At 46.5% G+C, this 2,274-nt stretch carries 1 protein-coding gene; it reads right to left on the reverse strand.

Annotated elements, in window-relative coordinates:
* On the reverse strand, positions 1-2,274 hold a 2,274-nt coding region (locus SP90_RS16330; RefSeq protein ID WP_269449373.1), incomplete at both ends, for a calcium-binding protein.

The raw sequence follows: 2,274 nt of genomic DNA on the forward strand, positions 1-2,274 counted from the left end.
GTAACGGTGTTATTGCCGGCACCTAGTCTGATAGTGTCATTGCCGTCACCGCCTGTGACAGTGTCATTTCCTGCCCCAGAGTCGATAATGTCAGCGCCAGACCCTCCGTCTATGGTGTCTTTCCCTGAACTAGTAGTTAAGGTGTCGTTGCCGGCTCCTCCAGACACGTAGTTATCACCGTAGCTAGCATCAATGGTGTCATTTCCGGCACCACCATAGATGTAGTCTGCATTGCCGCCGCCAGTGATCTTGTCGTCGCCGTCTTCACCATAAGCAGTAAGTGGGCCGCCAGCAGAGGAAATGGTATCGTCACCTGTTCCGGCGTAGATAGTAGTTGCACCAGTTCCTGCTGTAATAACATCATTACCGCTAAGTGCATTGACAGTTACAGGCATAACAAAGGCAGACATGTCTACAATATCAATGTCTTCGGTGAGGTTGTTAAGGGTAAACTTGATGTTGGAAGTTGAGATAGTGGTGTCGTCTGAGAATGTCAGAGATTCAATTCGGCTGTAATACTGTGTCATGACATTCTTAACGCGAATAGAATCAGCAGGGTTATTTTTAAATGTAATAAGCCAGTCCTGCCCATCAACCGTGAGTGTTAACTGGTCAAATGTAATACCTTCTCCAAAGGTAATTTTGTCACTGTATGAACCAGATTTTCCGTCGGGGTTGTCATAGATAGTGTCATGACCATCACCAATGTTGAAGATATAGGTGTCATTATCAATGCCGCCGTAGATGGTATCATCGCCAAGCCCACCAGTAACGGTGTTATTGCCGGCACCTAGTCTGATAGTGTCATTGCCGCCACCGCCTGTGACAGTGTCATTTCCTGCCCCAGAGTCGATAATGTCAGCACCGGCTCCGCCATCGATAGTGTCTTTCCCTGAACTAGTAGTTAAGGTGTCGTTGCCGGCTCCTCCAGACACGTAGTTATCACCGTAGCTAGCATCAATGGTGTCATTTCCGGCACCACCATAGATGTAGTCTGCATTGCCGCCGCCAGTGATCTTGTCGTCGCCGTCTTCACCATAAGCAGTAATTGAGCCACCAGCAGAGGAAATGGTATCGTCACCTGTTCCGGCGTAGATAGTAGTTGCGCCGGTTCCCGCTGTAATAACATCATTACCGCTAAGTGCATTGACAGTTACAGGCATAACAAAGGCAGACATGTCTACAATATCAATGTCTTCGGTGAGGTTGTTAAGGGTAAACTTGATGTTGGAAGTTGAGATAGTGGTGTCGTCTGAGAATGTCAGAGATTCAATTCGGCTGTAATACTGTGTCATGACATTCTTAACGCGAATAGAATCAGCAGGGTTATTTTTAAATGTAATAAGCCAGTCCTGCGCATCAACCGTGAGTGTTAACTGGTCAAATGTAATACCTTCTCCAAAGGTAATTTTGTCACTGTATGAACCAGATTTTCCGTCGGGATTGTCATAGATGGTGTCATGACCATCACCAATGTTGAACACGTAAGTGTCATTGCCAATGCCGCCATAGATGGTGTCGTCGCCACGTCCACCGGTAACGGTATTGCCGCTTGCACTTGACGTGAGTGTATCGTTATTGGCTGTCCCTGTGATGGTATTTGAGGAAGAGTGATATTCGAATTGTAGGTAGTTTTGACTCGCGACATTTTTTATTCGCACAGAGTCTGTTGAGCTGTTTTTAAAGGTAATGAGTTGATCATTGCCATCTTGGGTGATGACAATGTCCTCGCTTGTAATCCCTTTACCAAATCTTATTTTATCTCGGCTAAAAGAAGTTCCTGCTGTTTCTTCAGTGTTGTCAAAGATGGTGTCGTGTCCGTCTCCGAGATTGAAAATAAATGTATCATCATGATTGCCGCCATGTATGGTGTCATTACCAAGTCCACCAGAGATCGTGTTTTGGCCATTGCCAGCGTAAATGATGTCATCACCAGCTCCACCATATACAGTGTCGTGTCCACTTCCAGTTGTAATAGTGTCGTTGTCGGCTCCGCCAAAGACGTAGTTGGTTCCATCTCCTGCATCAATGATGTCTTCGCCTGCACCGCCATAAATACGATCATTGTAGTATTTGCCGGTAATATTGTCATCGCCGTCTTCACCGAAGGCAATGAGCTGCCCGTGAGCCGTGGCAATGGTATCATTTCCTTTCCCGCCAAAAACAGTAGTGGTGGCGTTTCCTGTTGTGATGGTATCATCACCACCTAATGCCTTGACGGTTGCCGGCATAACAAAGTCTGATATGTCAATGGTGTCAGCGCCTTCAGTAAGG

The sequence above is a fragment of the Halodesulfovibrio spirochaetisodalis genome, from assembly GCF_001672295.1.
Classification (GTDB): Bacteria; Desulfobacterota; Desulfovibrionia; order Desulfovibrionales; family Desulfovibrionaceae; genus Halodesulfovibrio; species Halodesulfovibrio spirochaetisodalis.